This is a genomic window from Lysinibacillus sp. RC46, assembly GCF_041262385.1.
Taxonomy (GTDB): domain Bacteria; phylum Bacillota; class Bacilli; order Bacillales_A; family Planococcaceae; genus Lysinibacillus.
The window spans coordinates 62811-83403 of record NZ_JBGCCF010000024.1 but is presented as its reverse complement, the minus strand read 5'-3'; the positions used below and the strand labels follow the sequence as shown (position 1 = coordinate 83403).

General features: G+C 36.2%; 16 protein-coding genes. 13 read left to right on the top strand and 3 right to left on the bottom strand.

Annotated features, from left to right (window positions below; genetic code table 11):
- Positions 1-247: 247 nt before the first annotated feature.
- Complete coding sequence (locus ABH966_RS19690) at positions 248-2347, bottom strand: hypothetical protein (protein WP_370081345.1); 2100 nt, start codon at positions 2345-2347, stop codon at positions 248-250.
- A gap of 214 nt (positions 2348-2561) precedes the next feature.
- On the opposite strand from ABH966_RS19690, the gene ABH966_RS19685 reads away from it, so the two are divergent.
- The 3 genes from ABH966_RS19685 to ABH966_RS19675 all read left to right on the top strand — a co-directional run bounded on the left by ABH966_RS19685 (position 2562) and on the right by ABH966_RS19675 (position 4411).
- Positions 2562-3335 (top strand): alpha/beta fold hydrolase, encoded by a 774-nt coding sequence (locus ABH966_RS19685; RefSeq protein ID WP_370081343.1) that lies wholly within the window; start codon positions 2562-2564, stop codon positions 3333-3335.
- Between the two features lie 212 nt (positions 3336-3547).
- Positions 3548-3925 (top strand): VOC family protein, encoded by a 378-nt coding sequence (locus tag ABH966_RS19680; protein WP_370081341.1) that lies wholly within the window; start codon positions 3548-3550, stop codon positions 3923-3925.
- 258 nt (positions 3926-4183) lie between these two features.
- On the top strand, positions 4184-4411 hold the full coding sequence (locus ABH966_RS19675) for a hypothetical protein (protein ID WP_370081357.1): 228 nt from the start codon (positions 4184-4186) through the stop codon (positions 4409-4411).
- Positions 4412-4708: 297 nt separating this feature from the next.
- On the opposite strand, the gene ABH966_RS19670 is transcribed toward ABH966_RS19675, so the two are convergent.
- The gene (locus ABH966_RS19670; protein ID WP_370081339.1) at positions 4709-5620 is read right to left on the bottom strand and encodes a LysR family transcriptional regulator; all 912 of its coding nucleotides are present in this window, start codon (positions 5618-5620) and stop codon (positions 4709-4711) included.
- A gap of 204 nt (positions 5621-5824) precedes the next feature.
- Here ABH966_RS19670 and ABH966_RS19665 point away from each other — a divergent pair, with 204 nt between their 5' ends.
- From ABH966_RS19665 to ald, 10 genes are all read left to right on the top strand, one after another.
- Positions 5825-7201 carry an aminotransferase family protein gene (locus tag ABH966_RS19665; protein WP_370048016.1) on the top strand — a complete coding sequence of 459 codons (1377 nt, stop codon included), beginning with the start codon at positions 5825-5827 and terminating at the stop codon, positions 7199-7201.
- A 62-nt stretch (positions 7202-7263) separates the two neighbouring features.
- The gene (locus ABH966_RS19660; protein WP_370081337.1) at positions 7264-8685 is read left to right on the top strand and encodes an NAD-dependent succinate-semialdehyde dehydrogenase; all 1422 of its coding nucleotides are present in this window, start codon (positions 7264-7266) and stop codon (positions 8683-8685) included.
- A 167-nt stretch (positions 8686-8852) separates the two neighbouring features.
- On the top strand, positions 8853-9509 hold the full coding sequence (locus tag ABH966_RS19655; RefSeq protein WP_285395967.1) for a GNAT family N-acetyltransferase: 657 nt from the start codon (positions 8853-8855) through the stop codon (positions 9507-9509).
- 155 nt (positions 9510-9664) lie between these two features.
- Positions 9665-11299, top strand: a complete 1635-nt coding sequence (locus tag ABH966_RS19650) for an amidohydrolase (RefSeq protein ID WP_370081335.1) — start codon at positions 9665-9667, stop codon at positions 11297-11299.
- Positions 11300-11607: 308 nt separating this feature from the next.
- Entirely contained in the window at positions 11608-12879 is a 1272-nt protein-coding gene (locus ABH966_RS19645) for an APC family permease (protein ID WP_370081333.1), read from the top strand.
- Positions 12880-12933: 54 nt separating this feature from the next.
- Positions 12934-14322: an APC family permease gene (locus tag ABH966_RS19640; protein ID WP_370081331.1), complete on the top strand. Its 1389-nt coding sequence runs from the start codon at positions 12934-12936 to the stop codon at positions 14320-14322.
- 77 nt (positions 14323-14399) lie between these two features.
- Entirely contained in the window at positions 14400-15653 is a 1254-nt protein-coding gene (locus ABH966_RS19635) for an ArgE/DapE family deacylase (RefSeq protein ID WP_370081329.1), read from the top strand.
- A gap of 527 nt (positions 15654-16180) precedes the next feature.
- Positions 16181-17491, top strand: a complete 1311-nt coding sequence (locus ABH966_RS19630) for an aminotransferase family protein (RefSeq protein WP_370081327.1) — start codon at positions 16181-16183, stop codon at positions 17489-17491.
- A 22-nt stretch (positions 17492-17513) separates the two neighbouring features.
- On the top strand, positions 17514-18935 hold the full coding sequence (locus tag ABH966_RS19625; protein ID WP_370081325.1) for an aldehyde dehydrogenase family protein: 1422 nt from the start codon (positions 17514-17516) through the stop codon (positions 18933-18935).
- 25 nt (positions 18936-18960) lie between these two features.
- Positions 18961-20106: an alanine dehydrogenase gene (gene ald, locus ABH966_RS19620; protein ID WP_370081323.1), complete on the top strand. Its 1146-nt coding sequence runs from the start codon at positions 18961-18963 to the stop codon at positions 20104-20106.
- Positions 20107-20237: 131 nt separating this feature from the next.
- Here the strand turns inward: ald and ABH966_RS19615 are convergent, their stop codons facing one another.
- Positions 20238-20462, bottom strand: a complete 225-nt coding sequence (locus tag ABH966_RS19615; RefSeq protein ID WP_370081321.1) for a DUF2188 domain-containing protein — start codon at positions 20460-20462, stop codon at positions 20238-20240.
- Positions 20463-20593: the final 131 nt, after the last annotated feature.

The window sequence follows — 20593 nt, the reverse complement described above, 5'->3', positions numbered from 1 at the left end:
GTACTTTTTTTGACTCATGGTCGGACACGTCCTCTCTTATGTTCAATTCTATTGATTTAACCGAGGTATGTCCACTTATCTATAATACATCCATAGATTTATAAAAAAGTTTATATTAAATGGCCTTTAGTTAAAAAGAACAGAACAAACTTTAAATCAAACAGAAAACCGTTATTTCGATCAATCTTTTTTCGAAATGACGGTTTTCTATTTGTATTTAGATGAGATGTTTATTCAGGTATAGATTTTATATATTTGTAAAGTGTTCATTTTCCTTTTGTTCATAGTTTTCACGGCGATTTTTGATGTTTTGTAATACACTGTCAAGAACATTCCGTTCAGACAGCGTTTGATAAAGGACATTTTGTACCTCTGCGGCTTCCTTGTTTTCTTCTTGGTTACTTAGAAATTCACTGTATGTTTCCATATATTCGTGATAATCAATATTAGAAAGTGTCTTAGCAGCAATTTGGTTGTGCTTAGTTAAAGCAGAAGTAAACTGTTTACGTGCCTCATCTGGTTGGGCAGGTATTATTTTGATTTTACCTCTTGTATCTGAGTCTCCTGTGAAATCAAGGAATTGATAATCAAACGCCAATGGTTTAGCAAGAGCGATATGAGCGTGGAGAGCAACAGCATGGTCACTAAGTTTTTCAGTTACCTCACGAAGGATATCGTTCCCTTTTTCAAGATAACGACTGCCATCGAGTGCGAGAACACGGCCGACTTCTTCAGAGAAAAAGTCTTGAGCAAGGAATTCCTGATCGTATCCGGTAGGCGGTAAAACTCGAAGTCTTAAGTTATTTGATACGATGTTATGACCGTTTATTTGCATAGCCACTTGAATGTTATAAAATCCTGGGTCATCAATTAACCAGCCATTTTTCCCTACGGAAACGAAAATGGTTTCGTACAGTGATTCACTAGGCATCATTACTTTGTTCTCTATGTTCCATAAATACTGAACATGAGGTAGTAACCGACGTCCTTGTTTTCCATCTTTTTTAACCATTACAGACATTCCGTATAAATCGGACAATAAATGTTTATTGATTGACTGAGGTTGATTCGAAGTATTCGTTAGTTTGATTTCAATAACTGTAGGTTCTAACCATTGGAATATAGGTGATTTACGGTTAACCCTCAATTCAAGATTAAAAGAAGGGTGAATAGAAATGATTGGTTGCTCAAAACCATGATCTACAGCCCAGTCGGCATTACCCATTTGTACGAAACGCTCAGGTGCGTGTCGCATAAACAACAGTTCTTGATCACTAAAACGATACTCAAAGTTTTTAAAGAACTCCTTGCCATTAGTTTTACTATCAAAATTGTAAGGATAATTCATAAAGCTTAGAGCCTTTGGTTCTGGGATAAGAGGACGCTCCAAAGGTTCCCAAGGATGACCTAGGTGTTTTTGCCAAGAATGCAGAAGATTAAAGGCATGTCCCATTTCATGGCAAGCACACCAAAAACGATAGCGCTGTACCCAAGCTGCTGGGGAGGGATCACCTTTAGGTGGATCTGAAATAAATGAATTATTAAAAATTGCCGTCCCTCGACGCTGATTTGGACCTACGCTATCAAACATAATACCGCCCAGACCATGGCCTTCTTCAGCTTCCGAATTTGCAAAGAATGTCCACATGGACCATTGGGGCTTATTATCAAAGTGTGACCAATATACTTGCATGGCATCATGCATCTCTTGAGTGTTCCACTTTTTATCAGTCCCTGTATAGTCTTTAGAAACAGTATTATTACCTTCCGATATTTTTACATCAAACCCAGTGCGTTTAAAAACCTCTGCGATTGATAGAGTTTCATCCGGCAAAGATGTTGGCATGTCTGGATGGGCGTGCGTTTGATAAGTTGTAACTGGCGTAGTACCTTCTTCAGCATCAAATTCAAATTCCACAGGATGGAAGTAAGGAGATTGATACTGGAACGTGTTAGTTCTGTCTGTCTCCCCTCCAATCAGAAATGCGACTTCTGCAGTATGCTGTTCAGGCAATGAACCGCGTGTTACTTGTATTTTTACATTTGTATAAGGAAATGATTGTATTTCGTCTAGGAATTTATTTCGAATATTGCCTGTCCAAGTATTTGGACCATTAGCTGTTAACTTAGCAATCCAATGAATAGTAGAAGACTGGTTTGAAATAATAGTTCCACTTGCTACCATTTGTGAGTAATATCCGTCTACGTCGAGGCGAAGTTCCTCACGAATTTGCTGTTCACTCCATGCATATAAGCCACTAATTGGTGCGAGGGGAAATTCTCCTAAACCGGAAGGGCTAATGGCTTTTACTAATTCTTTTGCTTCGTTAGTTTTATTTTGATCCATTTTTATTACCTCCATGTTTATTATTTTTATGTCTTTCTTCCTCAATCCCAAAAGCCACAATGCTACGTTAAAAAAATTCAAAATGTGTTTCAAGTATTATATATGCAGCAGTAACTATAAATATGACACAATAAATAGTAAAATAAATACAGTGTATAAAATATAAGAATAATCTAATTATTTCCCGAGAAATACAAGAACGAAGAAAGAAGGTGTGGTAATGCATTATAAGGAGTACGGTGATCTACATAAGCCACTTATATTGTTGATTCATGGGGGTGGTGTTGGAGGTTGGATGTGGGATAAACAAGTCCAATACTTTTCCGATTATCATTGCGTTGTACCAGAATTAATAGATAACGAGGCTAATAATACCTCTGATTTTTCAATTGAGGATTGTGCAAAAAAGCTTCTATCTTTAATAGAAGAAAAAGCAAAAAATAAGCGTGTCATAGTAGTCGGATTTTCATTAGGAGCACAAATTGCTATTCAAATGGTTAATTTAAAGCCGCAATTAATAGATTCGGCCATCATCAACAGTGCTTTAGTGACACCTTCCCCAATTGCAGAAAAATGGATTCGACCATTGATAAAATTAACTTTTCCCTTAATAAAAAATAAATCATTCGCTAAGCTTCAAGCTAAAACGTTATATGTAGATCAAGACTATTTTGAGCAATATTATGAAGATAGTTCAAAGATAAAATTAGATACCCTTATTAAAATATTGCAAGAGAATATGTCGTTTGCCATCCCACATGATTTTTCGAAAGCCCAATGTAACATTTTAGTAACGGTCGGTGAAAAAGAGAAGGGCAACATGAAAAAATCTGCGCTCCATCTTGTGAATAGCAATCCTAAATGTCAAGGTGTTGTGTTATCGAACATTGGCCACGGTGTCTCATTAGCGAACCCTGAGTTTTTTAATCGTTTTGTTGAAGAGTGGTTAATAGATGGTAAGTTACCAGAAGGAAAGATTATTAAATAGTACATAGTGCAAATTTTTAAGGTGATTAGGGTGGAGATAAGATTTCTCCTTGAGAATCAGAGAATATTGGATGTCCCCAGAATTTACATCCGACGCATTTAACGGGGGAGAATAGTTGAAGAAGAAGGAGAATGTTCGGATTAAATAGAATAGATAGGATTGTGGCTCTTATAATTTGGCATACAAATCGAGTGTTCAATGGAGGAATAATAATGGAAACTAATGTAATTCAAAAGATTGGACAAATTGGAGTACCAGTGAAAAATGTAGAAAATGCAATTGAATTTTATAAAGAGGTATTAGGGTTATCCCTTCTTTTTTGTACAGAAAGAATGGCATTTTTTGAGTGCAATGGGCAACGACTTCTTCTTTCACTTCCTGAAAAAAATGAATTTGCAAATTCAAGTTCAGTTATCTATTTTCAGGTCGAAGATATAAAAAAAACCTTCGAAGAATTGCTTGAAAAAGGAGTGTCCTTTATCGATCAGCCACATGTTGTTGCAAAAATGGGAAATACAGAAACGTGGATGGCTTTCTTTAAAGATACTGAAGGAAATACACATGCTTTAATGAGCGAAGTACAAGTTTAATTCGTAATATCTTCTTTATTAAATGAACTGGGGCTTTACCTCAAGATGGGATTCCACAAAGATCCCATCTTTTTCTTGTTCAACAAATTGTTAAATAATCAAAGTATGAAAAAATAGGTAGAAAGTATATGAATAATTATCCCATTGACAGCGTTAGGGTAATGGGAAGGAATTTAAAATAATCAGTAAAATAAGGTATATTATATTTGTTGAATAAATTCTCTTTAAAAGACAAGTCAAGAAAAGTAGGTGAACAAAGTGGGGAAATATCAATTGGATACTAAAGGTAAGGTAGCTGTGACAAAGTATCATAAAAAACACAAGCCTGCCAAATTTGATAAAAAGCAGCAACTTGAAAGAATACGTGCGGAGTATTTAAGAAAGAACAAACAGATAAATAATATGAATGAAAACATAGGAAGACTAAAATCTCCCTATGTTTTTCTTATTCGAAGTTCTTTTTCAATTGATGATAGAGTTATTTGAATTTAAGCTTAGATACAATTGTTATAAAAAGAATTTAAAAGCTATACATTCTAGCGTAATCCCTTCATCACATCTTGTCTCGTAGCCCATAGAGCAGGAAATAAAACTGCTCCCATACCTATTAATGGAGAAAGAACAATTATACTTCCCAGAAGTAGGGCATTGACGGAAATGTTGTAGCATTTAAACTTTTAAGGCACTCTTATCTTAACTGATGTTAAAGTAAGAGTGCTTATTTTGACTTATTATGCATTATCTACCGAATATTTTAACATGAACGCCATTACTTAAATCAGATTAATCATTGAAAATGCTTGTCATTTTCTCTGCAACCTCTTCGGTAATCGCAAGAAATCGTTTGGAAATTGATGTCATGTAACGATCCTTAAGTGTAATTATATTAAGTTTTGTTTGTAACACTGGATTTGCTAGTGGTCTAAGTACCGGTAAATCAGGAGAATTAAGTAGCTTGAAACAGCTAGGTACAAAACAAATTCCTGCGCCTTTCATTACCATCATAAGTGTTGGTAATGTTTCTGTCCCCCAGTAAACGACATTAGGCGTAAATCCACTTTTTTGGCATGCCTCGATCACATCATCAGCAACACCTGATCCATAAGATGTTGTATTTAAAAGAAATCGTTCGTTTTTCAAGTCTGCAATATCAATAGAATCTTTTTCACATAGATGATGGTTGGGTGGAAGAGCTAAAAGTAAAGGTTCTGTTAGTAGTGTTGAAGTATGGATGTCCTCCGCTCTCACTGAAGTTCGGACAATTCCAATATCTATTTTATGACTTCTTAGTTCTTCTAAAATATATGATGTATTACCCTCGCGAACATGTGTAACTATGTTAGGAGTTTCCTTTTGAATTTTTTTAAAGACATTTGGCAAAATAAATAGATTTGCTGAAGTAGTACAACCCAATTTCACAGTACCTCTAATTCCTTCATGAAACTCGACTAATTTCTTCTCCGTATTCTCAGATATATCAAGTAATTCTTTTCCTTTTTCATATAAAAATACTCCACTTGGTGTTAATTCAAGAGATCTACCTAAACGATTAAACAAAGTGACATTTAATTCTTGTTCAAATTTTCTAATTAAAATACTTAAGGGGGGTTGAGTCATTTGCAGTGCAGTAGCAGCTTTTGTGATGCTACCTTCCTCAACTACTGTAATAAAACAATGTAAACGATGAAGGTTCATTTTGATAACTCCTCCTTTTAGTATTCATAAAATATATGGAAGTCATATAAATATTATAATTTACATTATAAAAATGTAAAGATATACTATTTTCATAATTAAGAATAGTTCAAAAATTGGATCTAAACTGTATTTCAGTTTAGTTGATACCAGAGTGTGTCCATCCAATCGCAAATTATTAATTTATAAATGGAGGTTTTATCAATGACAACTAAAATTACTCAACAATCAAAAACTGTAGAGTTAGCTAAACTGGACAAAAAGCACTTGCTACATCCAGCTACAAATCCGAAGGCTTTAATTGACAATGGACCGCCTATTATCTTTGTTAAAGGTAAAGGAGTTACAGTTACAAGTACGGATGATGTGGAATACATCGACGGGATGTCAATGCTTTGGAACGTGAACTTAGGACATGGGAATCAAGAACTTGCAGATGCTGGTAATAGTCAATTATCTACCCTCGCGTATGCATCATCATTTAAAGGATTCTCAAATGAACCATCCATTCTACTTGCTGAAAAATTAGCTGAGTTAGCACCAGGAGATTTAAATAGTGTATTCTACACTTCTGGTGGGTCAGAATCAAATGATACAGCAATTAAATTAGCTCGTTTCTACTGGGAGCTTAAAGGGAAATCAGAAAAAAGAAAGATTATTGCGCTAACGAATGCTTATCACGGTGTAACAATAGGAGCGCAAACAGCTACTGGTCTTGCAGCATACCACAAGTTCGCATCATCAAATATAGACGGAGTTGTTCGTGCAACAGCCCACCTATTAAACAGCGAGTTAGGTGATAAAAGTGACCCGAACTATGCAGATTCTATCCGTGGAACAATTGAAAGAGAAGGTGCGGAGACGATTGCCGGAATTATTATTGAACCTGTGCAAGGTGCGGGCGGAGTTAATATTCCACCAGAAGGTTACTTAGAAGCAGTTCGTAAAATCTGTGACGAGCACAATATCCTTTTCATGGCAGATGAAGTTATTTGTGGATTTGGTCGTACGGGGAAAATGTTTGGTGTAAACAACTGGAATGTTGTCCCTGATATGATGTCAATTGCAAAAGGAATTACGAGTGGTTATTCGCAACTTGGCGGGGTCATGATGAATGATGAAATTAGAGAAACAATTGCTAACTTCGATGCTGTTATCCCACATGGTTTCACATATAGTGGCCATCCGACTGCTTGTGCGATTGGACTGAAAAACATTGAAATACTAGAGCGTGATAATATTATTGACCACGTAAACGAAATGGAGAAAGAACTTAAAAAAGGTTTAGATTACTTAGCAGAAAAACATAGTATTGTAACAAATTGCAGAGTAATTGGTCTGTTGGCTGCATTTGAACTTTATGAAGATCCAACAAGTGGAAAATTGTTTGATCCAACTGTTTTCCCAGCAAATGCGGTAGTTGACGCATGTTTCAATCGCCAATTAATATTAAGAGCGCTTGGAGCGTATAACCAAATTGTGGCAATTGCGCCACCGCTTATTATTAACAAAGAAGAAATTGAAAAAATGATTCAAATTATAGACGATTCGATTACTGCTTTTAAAAATACACGCAACTAAACTATTCCTATAAAGTAAGTTGAGTAGTGGTGGTTTATTGTTAAAAAAGGGGAGGTTCTCTAGTGCTTTATATAAATGGTGAATGGCGAGATACAGGAAATAAATTAGATGTAACAAATCCTGCGACAGGAGAAATAATTAGAACTGTTGCTACAGGTGGTAAAACTGAAACTAAAGAAGCAATCGAAAGTGCGAAGAGAGCATTTGAATTCTGGGGTAAGACAACTGGAAATGAGCGCAGCAACTACCTGTTTCAAGTGGTCCAATTGATGAAAGAAAAAACAAAAGAATTAGCTGAAACAATTACACTTGAAAATGGTAAGCCTTTACCAGATGCTACTCGTGAAGTAGCAGGTGCGATCAGCTATCTAGAATGGTATGCAGAGGAAGCTAAGAGAATTTATGGGGAAACAATTCCTGCATCTGCAGCTGATAAACACTTAATGGTAATTCGCGAACCTGTTGGGGTATGTGCAGCTATTACACCATGGAATTTCCCGTTATCGATGATTACAAGAAAAATTGCACCTGCACTTGCTGCAGGTTGTACGATTGTTTTAAAACCGGCTGACTTAACTCCTCTTTCGGCGATAAAAGTATTCGAATGCTTTCATGAAGTTGGACTACCTGCTGGAGTTGCAAACCTGGTAATTGGCCCAGCTGAAGAAATTGGGAAAGAGATGACGAGTAACCCAGACGTTCGTAAAATCACATTTACTGGCTCGACGCGTGTGGGGAAAAAACTTATCCGTGATTCGTTTGATACAGTGAAGAAAATATCAATGGAGCTTGGTGGACACGCACCGTATATTGTGTTTGAGGATGCTGATATTGACGCAGCAGTTAATGGTATATTAGTGTCTAAGTTTATTAACTCAGGTCAAACTTGCATCAGCACCAACCGGATTTACGTAGCAGAAACTGTAGCTGATGAATTCTCAGGAAAGTTAGCTGAAAAGGTATCTAAATTAGTTGTAGGAAATGGATTAGAAGATGGCGTAAATGTCGGTCCAGTAATTAATAAAGTAGCTCTTGAAAAAGTGAAAAGTCAAGTAGAAGACGCTGTGAAACATGATGGTAAAGTAATTGCGGGTGGTAATGTATTTACATTAAATAATGGAAGCGGTTACTTCTTTGAGCCCACAGTTATTCAATATGCAAGCGATAATATGAAGATTACAACAGAAGAAACATTTGGACCAGTTGCACCAATTTATACATTTAAGACGGAAGAAGAGGTAGTTGAAAGAGCAAACCATCCTGAATATGGTCTTGCAGCTTATTGTTATACGCGAGACATTGGTCGAGGCTTACGAATGATGCGTGCTTTAGAGTTTGGAATTGTTGGTATTAATGATCCAGCTCCAGTGGTTGTACAAGCTCCGTTTGGTGGTATGAAGGAAAGTGGAATAGGGAAAGAAGGCGGTTGGTACGGACTTGAGGAGTACTTGGAGAAGAAGTTTGTATCGATTTATTTAAAATAATAAAAAATGTTACTAATCTAGGTAACTAAATATATTGTAGTAGACTTATCTACATTCTCCATGTCTCTCATACATAGTTTCTAAAGAATGTATGGGAGACAGTCTACACAATTAATAAAGTAATAAACTTTAATTTAATTCCAATAAAATAAGAGGGTGAATTTATTATGTCTCAAGTAAATTTAAAAAATAATGGACAAGAAATAGTTGTCCGCAATATTTTAAAAGAGGATCTTGCTGAAGTTGCTGCACTTTCTATGAAGTGTTTTGGACCTGATATGGCATTAAAATATGAGCATTTTGAAAGTCAGATTGAGTTGTTCCCAGAAGGTCAAATTTGTCTAGAATATAACGGTAAAATTGTAGGAACCGCTTTAAGTCTAATTGTAAATTTTGAAGATTACGGAGATAGTCACTCATATTTTCAAATCTGTGATTTAGGATTTATTCGAAATCATAACCCTAATGGTAGAAACCTATATGGTATTGAAATTGGAGTACACGAAGATTTTAGAGGGTTACAATTGGGACGTCATTTGTATGATGGCCGAAAAAGAATATGTGAGAAACTTAACTTAGAAAGTATCTTAGTAGGTGGTCGTATACCTTTTTACTATAAATATGCTGAGCAGATGAGTGCAGATGAATATGCACTAGAGGTAATGAAAGGGAAAATATATGATCCTGTATTAACATTCCAAATGAAAAACGGATACGTATTAAATAAAGTAATGCCAGGTTATTTACCTGGGGATGTTGAGTCATTAGAATATGCAACACTTTTGGAATGGAAAAATCCAGTTTACAAGCTTAAATTAGTATGAGTCTTTTGTCCGTTATGTTCGCCTATTTTAATAGGCGAACAGTGGATGCCCATTGTTTATTGCGATTATGTAACTTCTTTAGTTATGTAAGCGCTTTCAATATATTGTTATGAGTTCCATTAGAAGTAAATCTTAGGTAAAGAGAGGAGTTATAAATGGTTATAGCTGATAAAGTTATTTCGAGTGAAGCAGTATTTACAGGTTTAGAAAATGAAGCAAAGCCAGCTGCTATTGCGATTAAAGGTAACAAAATCATTGCAGTAGGTTCGATGGAGGAAATAAAACCATTTATAGGTTTAGACACGAAGGAATATCATTATGGCAACCAACTCATTATGCCAGGATTTCATGATGCGCACCTTCATCTCATGTTTGGTAGTCTTTTCTCGCATGCAAGTATCAATTTATCGGATGCTCATTCGGAAGAAGAAGTTGCTAGTTTAGTAAAGCAATTTTCGGAAAACGTGCATGCTGATGAGTGGATTATAGGCTATGGATGGGATCATACAAATTGGGCAGAGAAATGCTTGCCGACACGTTTTTCTTTAGACAAAGTAGTTCCTAATCGCCCGATTATTCTTTTCCACGCAGAAGGTCATTATTCGTGGGTTAATAGTTTAGCACTTGAAAATGCTAGGGTTACAAATGAAACTGAAGACCCTCCTAATGGTACGATTCAAAAAGATGAAAATAATGAAATCACAGGAATTCTTCTTGAAACAGCAATGAATTTAGTTGTGGATATTGCTCTCGCATTTCCGGATAAACGGAAAGAAGAATTGTTTGAAGAGTTCTTAAAAAAATCAGCTCAATTAGGCATTACATCAGTAAATGATTTGTTTGCAAGTAGTTTTGATAAGTTAAATAGTTTCGATATGTATAAGGCATATGATGAAGCCGGAAAACTTACGACTCGAATTCATCTTTACCCTGAGTTAAATGATGATATAGATAGAGCAATAAGCTTGCGTGAAAAGTACAATTCCGAAAAATTACAGCTTGCAGGACTTAAGCAGTTTATTGATGGCGTTGTAACTGGACATACCGCATACATGTTAGATCCTTACTTAGACAAACCTATAACACGAGGGAGTACTGCTTTTCCTGTAGAAACGATCAAAAACTGGGTGACAAAAGCGGACAAAGAAGGATTTCAAATTCGCTTTCATACAATTGGTGATGGCGCAGTTAGGCTTGCTCTAGATATATTTGAAGCAGCAAGGATGGATAATGGTGTGAGAGATTCACGACATGCGCTAGAGCATATTGAAGTGATTCATCCGACAGATATTAAGAGATTTAAAGAATTGGGGGTTGTTCCATCTGTACAGCCTTCTCATCTAGCATTGATGCCAAAAGAAAGTCATACTTTGCGTGTCGGTAAAGAGAAAGACCCTTATACGTATTTATGTAAAACGTTATACGACGCAGTTGAGTATATTGCTCTTGGTACAGACTATCCAATAGCAACATTAGATCCTTTTAAAGAAATTTTTCATGCGATTACGAGACTAGACTTTACTGGTGATTATGAGTGGAATAGTCAAGAGCAGATAACACTCGCAGAAGCGTTGAAAGCGTATACAAAAGGTTCAGCATACAGCACATTCAGAGAAAAAGATTTGGGTACATTAGAAGTTGGAAAATTAGCAGATATTATTGTACTAGATAAAAACCTCTTTGAAGTAGAAAATAAAGAAATTCTTCAAACGAAAGTTTTGTTAACAATTATGGATGGTGAAGTTGTTTATCTTTATTCAGCAGAAGACTCCCACCTCTATAGGTGCTGAGATGAATGCGATTTTGGTACCTTTTCAGTGGGTGTCCAAACACCTACTGAATAAAGATAAAAGCCTCCGGCGGATGTCACGGATTTTCAAAGGAATGAATTGTGCGGGCACAATTCAAAATCCGGACGCAATTACGCCAAGGCGTAATTGATAGTGAATCAGTCTACTATCCTACTATTTTAGTTAATTGATCATTTTACCGGGAAGATTTTTTTATTACTATTCGAGGAGTGAGAAAAATAAAACATCCAGTTAATTTGTCTAGATCGCTTTCTTTAACGTCTGTTGTTGTTACTGGGACGGCCTTTATGGCTTTAACTACAGTGTTTAGCACATACGGCATAGCCTCTAAAATATCTCATGGTATGGTCGCTGGATCGTATGTACTTGCATTAATTGTGATGATGTTTACGGCTCATAGTTATGGTCAAATGGCAAAAGCGTACCCCATTGCGGGATCTGCCTATACCTATGCGCAAAAAGCTATTAATTCTCATGTTGGTTTCTTAGTGGGATGGGCAATTTTAATGGATTATCTCTTGATCCCAATGGTTAACTTTTTACTATTTGGTATTTTCTTCTCAGCTGCTATACCTGAAGTTCCACAGTATGTTTGGATATTTACATTAGTCGTTCTTGTGACGTTTGTAAATGTTAGAGGTGTAAAGTTAAGCGCAAATATCAACATGATTGTAACAGGCTTATCGGTATTATTTATAGTTGTCTTTTGCATCTTATCAGTTAAATCAATAGTAACTGGAACCGGGACTGGTATTTTATTTAACCTTGATCCCTTTATTAATACCGAGGAGTCATTTAAGTATATAGTTGCTGGTGCTGCACTATTATGTTTCTCTTTCCTCGGTTTTGATGCAGTTTCTACTTTTTCAGAAGAAGTAAAAAATCCGGAGAAAAACATACCGCGTGCAATATCTTTAGTAACAATAATTGGTGGATTATGTTTTGTAGTCGTATCTTATTTGGCACATAATGTTTGGCCAGATTATACGAGTTTTAAAGATGCTGATTCTGCTTCCTATGAAATTATTTTCCTAGTAGGCGGGAATGCCTTACAAGCAGCATTCCTAGCAAAAACTGCAGTGGTTGTATTTGGTTCCGCGTCCGCATCTCAAGCAAGTGCTGCACGTGTATTATACGCAATGGGAAGAGATGGACAATTACCTAAAAATTTTTTTGGAAAACTAAATAAAAGAACGAGAACCCCGGTTAACAACATTTTATTAATTGGTCTTTTATCATTATCTGCATTATTTTTAAGTCTAAACTTTGTCGCGTCTTTCATTAACTTTGGCGCCCTACTTGCATTTACTGCTGTGAATCTATCCGTTGTTTTTTTATATTACGGTAAGCGAAAAGAACGCTCCTTAAAGGGGATTATCTTCTATTTGATTTTTCCATTAATCGGAGCAGTACTTACAACTTGTTTGCTTTTCAACCTAGATGTTTATTCGATTGCTCTTGGTAGTGTTTGGTTAGGAATTGGTGTTATTTATTTATTATTTATGACAAAAGGTCTTAAGCATAAACCACCAGTGCTCAATACAGATCAGATTGATTAGTCGCAGTTTAAAACATTAATGAAGCAGCTAAAAATATGTAAAGGGGATGGATGAATGACAGATAAAACTACGCTCAAAAGGTCATTAGGTGTTTGGTCAATTGTTGCACTGGGATTAGGATATATGACGCCTACAGTGGTCTTTGATACGTTTGGAATTGTATCAAAATTAACAAATGGTGTAGTACCAATGGCGTATTTTGTCGCCTTGTTAGTAATGGTATTGACAGCGATTAGTTATGGAAAGATGGTACAGGTATTCCCGGCAGCTGGTTCAGCATATACATACACCCGGGAAACAATGGGGTCTCACCTAGGATTCCTCGTAGGGTGGGCATCGTTATTAGATTATTTATTATTACCTTTAGTTAATGCATTAATTATTCGAATATATATGGAATCTCTGTTTCCGAATGTACCTGTTTGGATTTGGGTTTTTGCTTATGTCATTGTAGTTACTGCAATTAATGCTTATAGTATGGAATCAACATCCAGCTTAAACTTTATACTCGTTGTTTTCACGATTTGTTTAATAGGTATCTTCATAATACTTGCTTCTGTACAACTTTATCACGGTATGGGAAATGGTACTTTATTCACGATTCATCCACTATCACATGAAAATGTGAAATTAATAGCCGTTTTAACTGGGGCAACAGTAGTAGCTTTCTCGTTTATCGGTTTCGACGCAATAACAATGTATACGGAAGAAGCAAAGGATACATCAACAGTTCCTAGAGCAATCCTTCTAACTGTTTTAATCGGTGGGGGTATTTTCTTTATTGCTTCTTATTTTACACAAGCATTATTCCCAGATGTTTCTGTGTTCGAAAATGTAGATGATACATTGCCGGAAATAGGTTTATATGTAGGAGGGAAGTTATTCCAACTGATTTTCATTGCAGGAGCTTTCGCTGCTACTGTAGCTTCAGGACTTGCATCTCATGCAAGTGCATCTCGTTTGCTGTTTGTTATGGGCAGAAATGGTGTACTTCCTAAAAAAACTTTCGGATACTTACACCCTAAATTTAGAACGCCTGTTTTTACGATTGTTTTGACGGGAATCGTATCATTATTTGCAATAGGACCAAATTTAGAATTAATTGCTTCAGTCATTAACTTTGGGGCATTAATTGCATTCACATTCGTTAACCTATCTGTTATTGTTCATTTCTATATACGTCAGAAAAGGAGATCAGGCAGTGAAACCTTTAAGTACTTAATTATGCCTTCTTTCGGGGCATTAGCTACTGGAGTTCTTTGGTATCATTTACACGCTGATGCATTTATAGGTGGAATCGTTTGGCTTATAATCGGAATCATTTACATGCTGTTTATAACAAGATTCTTTAAAAAAGAACTTGGAAGCATGGACTCTATTGATGACTTGGAGTCATTAGATAAAGAGATTTTTAATGAAGAAAAGATTAAAGTCTTGAATTAACTATTTAGAGGATGAGAATCTCTTAGATAATCTTCCTCTTTTTAATGACACAGGAAGTAAATAAAGGAGTGATTGCTTTGAAAGAAAAAATTCGACTGTATATAGAAGAAAATAAAGAAGAATTATTTAAAACAATTCAAGATGTCGTACGTATAAAAAGCGTTGTTGGTAATGAACAAGAAATGCAATTATACATGAAAAAAAAATATGAAGAACTTAACTTGATTTTGCATGAGATTGAACCAAAATATGAGAAGGTTTCAGCTCATGAAGCGTTTATTGATTCAGGTATTCCGTTTGAAGACCGAAAAAATATTATCGGAATACATAAAGGAGTCTCCGATGGTAAGTCATTAACGATTCATGGACATGTAGATGTTGTTTCTCCAGAACCATTTTCAAACTGGACGATGGACCCATGGAGTGGAGATATTATTGGAAACAAGTTATACGGTCGAGGCTCTGCCGATATGAAAGCAGGACTTATTTCAAATTGGTTCGCATTGAAAACATTAATTGATTTAGGTTATCCAATTGCTGGAGATGTTCAGCTACATTCAGTAATAGAAGAAGAAGCTGGTGGTGGAGGCGGAGCTTTAGCATGTTTGGAGGAAGGCTTCGTAACAGATGGGTACATTTCGACAGAGCCACATAATTTGAATATGACAATAAGTCATGGGGGGATTATGTATTTCCGAGTGTACGTAAAGGGAAGAACAGCGCATGCTGGTTTAGCGCATGAAGGCATAAATGCTATTTCAAAAATGATGAAAATCCTAAGTGCGCTGGATGAATTAAGTGAATGGCGTGCTAAAAATGTTAAGTTTGATTTATTTGAAAAGGGGTCTGGACAGTCCGTTCACTTAAACTTAGGTGTACTAAAAGCTGGGGACTGGGTATCGACAGTTCCAGGGGAAGCGATCCTCGAAGGAAGAATTGGTTTTATCCCAGGGGAAACTCGCGAAGAAATTAAGCAACTAGTACAAGACACGATTATGAAATCTGTCTTAGGCGATGAGTGGATGGATAAAAATCCACCTGTTATAGAGTGGTTTGGATGGTCAACGGAGCCATGGTACCAAGATCCTGAGAACCCTTTTGTAAAATTATTCATCGAAAATGCAGAAGGTGTTATGGGACATAAAGTAGTAATGGTTGGAAGAGCTGGAGGAAATGATGCACGATTTACTCAGTATTACGGAAAACAAGGATTGTGCTTTGGGCCAATTGGAGAAAATATGCATGGACCAGATGAATGTGTTCATTTAGATAGCGTAGTAGAAGTAACTAATGTTTTGGCAAATTATATTATTAAGTGGAGCGAGAGTTAATCATCGTTAACTTTTGGGAATATCCATTTCAAACTAATATAGTGTCTCTCATAATGCTGCTAGCTTGGGTAGCTGAATGATTAGGAATGTTATGGAAAAAGGGGGTAGGCTTAATACAATTGGTATTAGATTTAAAACAAAATCTAGCATTAAAAATGACACAAGAAATGCAACAATCTTTGCAACTTCTATAAATGTCGTCTTTTGAATCGCATGACTATTTATCGGACAAGGCGATCAAAAACCATTTAATAACTAATGAGAAGATGGCACTTAATAAGTGAGGATTATTTGTACACTAAAAAAACTTTTAATCGGGAAATTATTAGTGTGGAAAATTATTTGATAAAACAAATCTCTCTTAACAATTTAATCGACGAAACAATTCCTGTATTCAAAATTAATGGAAAATTAAATTAATTTATTTCCGAAATGTAAGTAAATCACATTTTAGTAGTTGGCAAGCTTATTGTTTATTAATTGTGAGTGTATTGTTTAAAAACATTTAATAGAGAGGATGTATTTTTATGAAAAGAAATTATTCTGTTGAAGAACTTAAAGTGTTAGACCAAAAGCATTTTCTACACCCTACTTCGCCAGTAAAGACGGAAAATGGACCGGCATTTATTTTTACAGAAGGAAAAGGTGTTTATCTGTATGATATTACAGGTAAAAAAGTTATTGATGGTATGTCTTCACTTTGGAATGTGAATATCGGACATGGTAGAACAGAACTTGGTGAAGTAGCGAAGGAACAAATGGATAAATTAGCCTTCAGTTCTTGTTTTGCAACGTTTAGTAATGAGCCTGCTATTCTATTAGCAAAAAAGTTAGCAGAATTAGCACCTGGTGATTTAAATACTACATTTTTTACGTCCGGTGGTTCCGAATCCAATGATAGCGCCTATAAATTGGCTCGTCATTATTGGATATTAAAAGGGGAAACTTCTCGAAAAAAAATTATCTCAAGATCGAGATCTTATCACGGGGTGGCAATCGGTGCTACAAGTGCGACGGGTTTAAAAGGATTTCGTGATTTTACAAATTCTAATGCACCGGATTTTCTATTCGTAGATCATTTCTCCATACAGGCTTTACGTGATTTGATTGAAACTGAAGGTCCAGAAACAATAGCTGCTTTCATCACCGAGCCAGTACAAGGTGCAGGAGGGGTGCATGTTGCACCGGATAATTATTTCAAAGAAATTCGTGAAATTTGCAATGAGTACGGTATTTTGATGATAACTGATGAAGTTATCACAGGATTTGGTAGGACGGGTAAGTTCTTTGCGATGGAACATTTTAATGTGGTACCGGATATGATGTGCTTTGCAAAAGGGGTTACTAGTGGATATGCACAATTAGGTGGTGTAATGATCTCAGAGAAAATACACCAAGAATTTTCTGAGTTATCAGAAGGAACTATATTGCATGGATACACTTATAGTGGTCATCCAATGGCCTGTGCAGTTGGGTTGAAAAACATTGAAATTATAGAGAAAGATAATTTAGTAGCAAATGCAGAAATTCGTGGTCAAGAGCTATTAGCAGGGTTAAAAGTATTACAAGCGAAGTATCCATTTATTGTAGATGCAAGAGGTTTAGGTTTAATGGCAGGCATAGAAATCTCTTATGAAGGAAGACTCCTCGCTCCGCAAATAGTGACAGAGGCAGCAAAGTTGGGATTAATATGTCGCTCTGTTGTACTAGATGCTCAAGATATTGTTGTATTTTCACCACCATTATCAATAAGCCAAAAGGAGTTAAGAGATTTATTAGATATTCTAGAAAAAGCGATTCAAGAAGTAGAGAATCAGGTATTGGTAAATAAGTTGTAATACGAAAGGTGAGGTAATTATAATGAGGAAAAATTTATTTATCAATGGGGATTGGGTGGAAGCAGCAGAGTATACAGAATTATGCTCTCCATATAGTAGCGAGGTCATTGCAGAAATACCGAAGGCAAATGTCGAGGAAGTAGAAGCAGCTTTAGTAGCTGCCGATGCTGCACGTAAAACGATGGCGAATATGCCTTTGTATAAGCGTGCGATTATTCTTGAAAAATTAGCTTCTTTATTAGAAGCACGTGCTGAAGAAGCAGCAGAGCTAATAGCACTAGAAGCAGCCAAGCCTATTTCAACCGCCAAAGCGGAAGTTCAGCGTACAATTCAAACGTATAAATTTGCTGCTGAAGAAGCAAAGCGAATACACGGAGAAACAATTCCTGTGGATGCTGCCCCTGGTGGAGACGGGCGCATTGCCTATACGGTTCGTGAACCATTAGGTATCGTGGCAGCTATTACACCTTTTAATTTCCCAATGAATCTAGTTGCTCATAAAGTAGGGCCAGCAATAGCATCAGGTAACACGGTTGTATTAAAACCTGCAAGTCAAACACCATTAACTTCCTATTTTATTGGTGAATTATTAGTAGAGGCAGGATTACCGAAGGGTGCGTTAAATATCGTTACTGGTGCAGGTTCTTTAATTGGTAACAAATTAGTCACGGATAATCGCGTGAAAAAGATTTCTTTTACAGGTAGCCCCGCTGTAGGTATTGGCATACGCAATCAAGCAGGTCTTAAGAAAGTAACGCTTGAATTGGGTTCTAATGCGGCTGTTATTATCGATGAAAATGTTAATATTGATAAATTAATTCCACGTGTCGTTTCCGGTGCATTTGCATTCCAAGGGCAGGTATGTATTTCAGTTCAACGAATCTATGTTCACGATAAAATGTATGATTTGTTTGTAGATAAATTTGTAGCAGCTACAAAAGAGTTGAAACTTGGTGATCCCCTAGATCCTACAACGGATGTTTCAGCCTTAATTAGTCCACAAGATGTAAAACGAACATTAAGTTGGATTGAAGAAGCAAAGGAGCAAGGGGCAATTATTGCAACTGGTGGAGAATCTGAAGGGAATATCTTACAACCTACCGTACTATTAAATGTAAAACCGGAGCAGAAGGTTTCCTGTCAGGAGGTATTCGCACCAATCGTATCTATTATGAAGTTTACATCTATTCAAGAGGCATTTGATCAAGTAAATGACTCCAAATATGGTTTGCAAGCTGGTATTTATACAGATAATATCCATGTTGCTTTACAGGCAACGCAAAAACTCCATGTAGGTGGTGTCATTATAAATGATATTCCTACATTCCGTTTAGATCATCTACCATATGGTGGCGTAAAGGAAAGTGGTATGGGAAGAGAAGGGCTGAAGTATGCAATTGAGGAAATGACAGAAATGAAACTTGTAGTTATAAACCAAAACTAATAAAAAATGGGTAGGAGGAAATATAATGATAATTGGTGTACCTAAAGAAATAAAAAATAATGAAAATCGAGTAGGAATTACTCCAGCAGGTGTTGTGGCTTACAAAAAAGGTGGTCATGAAGTAATAATTGAATCGAGTGCAGGGCTAGGTAGTGGATTTACAGACCAAGATTATTTAGATGTAGGCGCTCAAATTACTAAATCGACTAAGGAAGCTTGGGATGTTGATATGGTGATTAAAGTGAAGGAGCCGATTCAGGAGGAGTACAAATATTTTAAAGAGAATTTAATTCTCTACACATACCTACATTTAGCTCCAGAGCCAGAATTAACGAAAGCTTTGCTTGAAAGTAAAGTTACTGGAATTGCTTATGAAACAATTCAATTAGATTCAGGTGCATTACCGTTGTTAACGCCAATGAGTGAAGTTGCAGGCCGAATGTCTGTACAAATTGGTGCACAGTTTTTAGAAAATTCCAAAGGAGGAAAAGGAGTTCTCTTAGGTGGTATTCCTGGTGTTGCACCTGGAAATGTAGTGATTGTAGGTGCTGGAGTTGTCGGGACGAATGCTGCGAAAATGGCAGTAGGATTAGGTGCAAACGTAACAATTTTAGACGTTAATATTACACGCTTAAGTCAAATAGATGATATGTTCCAAGGACGTGTTCGTACACTTGCATCAAATACCTACAATATCGCTGAAGCAGTGAAAACAGCAGATTTGTTAATTGGTGCTGTGCTAATTCCAGGTTCACGTGCACCACAATTAGTTTCAAAAGAAATGATTCAAACGATGCAAAAGGGGTCTGTTGTAGTGGATGTAGCGGTAGATCAAGGGGGTTCTATTGAAACAATTGATCGAATTACTACTCATAGTAATCCTACTTATGAAGTATACGGAGTTGTGCATTACGCAGTTGCGAATATGCCAGGTGCTTGCGCGCGTACCTCAACAATGGGCTTGTCAAATGTAACTGTTCCATACGGTTTGCAAATAGCTAATAAAGGCTATCTCCAAGCTGCTTTAGATAATCCTGTTTTAGCGAAGGGGATAAACGTAGTAAATGGAAAAATAGTATATAAAGCGGTAGCTGATGCACATGGATTACCATATACGGATCTACAAGTAGAATTAGCAGCAGATTCAACTTCGGCGTTAGCAGTTAAATAGAATAAGAGAAATAATGTTATTTGAAATGAAAGAAGGTGAAAATTGGTAGGGAACGTAATCTACCAAGCTTTCACCTTCTTTACTATTTTTAAATTTCGACCTATTAATATAGTGGTGAATAGATATTAATATTAGCCTCTTGGTGGATAAGGGTCGTTTCCATAACTATTTTTTTCACGGATTCGACCTTGTTTATTGTGTACAAGCAATTCAGATTTTTGGTTTATGGCGATATCTCGACCATATTGAATAGCTTCATATTGTGTGTTGAATATTTTGGTAGCTTTCGGATTGCCTGCTCCTTTAACCTGATAACCGCCATTTGGATGCGGTGTAATATGTTGATTTTTCCCCATTACATTATCTCCTTTGTTTCGGTTATTGTGGAAGGGGAACATATTATCCTCTGTTTATTCACTCCATTTTGTATTATTATTTACTATTTAAGTGAATTTCAAAATATTGGTATCCATAGATTAATAGTAAT

Bases quoted from the DNA above. Each gene is read 5' to 3' on its own strand.
- ABH966_RS19690 (WP_370081345.1), bottom strand. From the start codon at position 2,347: ATGGATCAAAATAAAACTAACGAAGCAAAAGAATTAGTAAAAGCCATT.
- ABH966_RS19680 (WP_370081341.1), top strand. From the start codon at position 3,548: ATGGAAACTAATGTAATTCAAAAGATTGGACAAATTGGAGTACCAGTG.
- ABH966_RS19670 (WP_370081339.1), bottom strand. From the start codon at position 5,620: ATGAACCTTCATCGTTTACATTGTTTTATTACAGTAGTTGAGGAAGGT.
- ABH966_RS19665 (WP_370048016.1), top strand. From the start codon at position 5,825: ATGACAACTAAAATTACTCAACAATCAAAAACTGTAGAGTTAGCTAAA.
- ABH966_RS19655 (WP_285395967.1), top strand. From the start codon at position 8,853: ATGTCTCAAGTAAATTTAAAAAATAATGGACAAGAAATAGTTGTCCGC.
- ABH966_RS19650 (WP_370081335.1), top strand. From the start codon at position 9,665: ATGGTTATAGCTGATAAAGTTATTTCGAGTGAAGCAGTATTTACAGGT.
- ABH966_RS19645 (WP_370081333.1), top strand. From the start codon at position 11,608: ATGGCTTTAACTACAGTGTTTAGCACATACGGCATAGCCTCTAAAATA.
- ABH966_RS19640 (WP_370081331.1), top strand. From the start codon at position 12,934: ATGACAGATAAAACTACGCTCAAAAGGTCATTAGGTGTTTGGTCAATT.
- ABH966_RS19630 (WP_370081327.1), top strand. From the start codon at position 16,181: ATGAAAAGAAATTATTCTGTTGAAGAACTTAAAGTGTTAGACCAAAAG.
- ABH966_RS19625 (WP_370081325.1), top strand. From the start codon at position 17,514: ATGAGGAAAAATTTATTTATCAATGGGGATTGGGTGGAAGCAGCAGAG.
- ald (WP_370081323.1), top strand. From the start codon at position 18,961: ATGATAATTGGTGTACCTAAAGAAATAAAAAATAATGAAAATCGAGTA.
- ABH966_RS19615 (WP_370081321.1), bottom strand. From the start codon at position 20,462: ATGGGGAAAAATCAACATATTACACCGCATCCAAATGGCGGTTATCAG.